The sequence below is a fragment of the Vibrio sp. 10N.222.48.A3 genome, from assembly GCF_041475345.1.
Lineage (GTDB): Bacteria > Pseudomonadota > Gammaproteobacteria > Enterobacterales > Vibrionaceae > Vibrio > Vibrio tasmaniensis_A.
The window spans coordinates 1-833 of sequence record NZ_JBFRVX010001547.1 but is presented as its reverse complement, the minus strand read 5'-3'; the positions used below and the strand labels follow the sequence as shown (position 1 = coordinate 833).

Below are 833 nucleotides of genomic sequence, written 5' to 3'. Positions count from 1 at the left end.
GAACAACGCTGATTTGATTGTATTGCCGGGAACAAAATCGGTAAGAGCCGATTTGGAATACCTAAAACAGCAAGGTTGGGATAAAGATATTCAGCGTCATCTTCGCTTGGGCGGGAAAGTGATGGGTATTTGTGGCGGTTATCAGATGCTAGGGAATATCATCCACGACCCAGATGGCGTTGAAGGGAAATCAGGAAGCAGTGAAGGGTTGGGGTATCTTGATACTGAAACGACACTAACACAGCAGAAAACTTTAACCAATGTGTGTGGAACCATGACACTTGATGGCAAAACTGCACAAGTAAAAGGGTATGAAATCCACGTAGGTAGGACTGATGTCAATGAAACGGTATTACCTGTTCAGTTAGAATCTGGCAGTGTTGATGGTGCTGTGAATCAAGATAACTCAATTTTTGGTACTTACCTGCATGGCGTATTCGATAACAGTGATGCATTGTCGCTTATTTGCGAATGGGCAGGTGCTAATGATGTGACAGCGATTGACCATGAACAGCTTAAAGAGTTGGGTATCAATCGAATCGCTGATGCCATCGAAGATCACTTGAACCTTGACCTGCTTTGGCCTGAATTACCAGCTTAGGCCGCAACGTAGAAGTTAGCTCAAGAATTTAAACGAACAATAGATTAAATGAGAATAATGAAAAAACGAGTCATCCTTTTAACTATCGTCTTAGCTTCGGCACTGAATTCTACTTATCTTTTGGCTGCTGAAAAACTACGAGTTTATGCTGCATCGTCTATGACGAATGCGGTTAACTTGTTGGTTGAAGAGTTTGAGAAAGATCATTCTGTCGATGTTATTCCAGTGTATG

At 42.0% G+C, this 833-nt stretch carries 2 pseudogenes; both read left to right on the top strand.

What is annotated here, in order from left to right:
• A pseudogene (locus AB4653_RS27660) lies at positions 1–601 on the top strand (cobyric acid synthase CobQ); the annotation flags it as partial.
• A 57-nt stretch (positions 602–658) separates the two neighbouring features.
• A pseudogene (gene modA / locus AB4653_RS27655) lies at positions 659–833 on the top strand (molybdate ABC transporter substrate-binding protein); the annotation flags it as partial.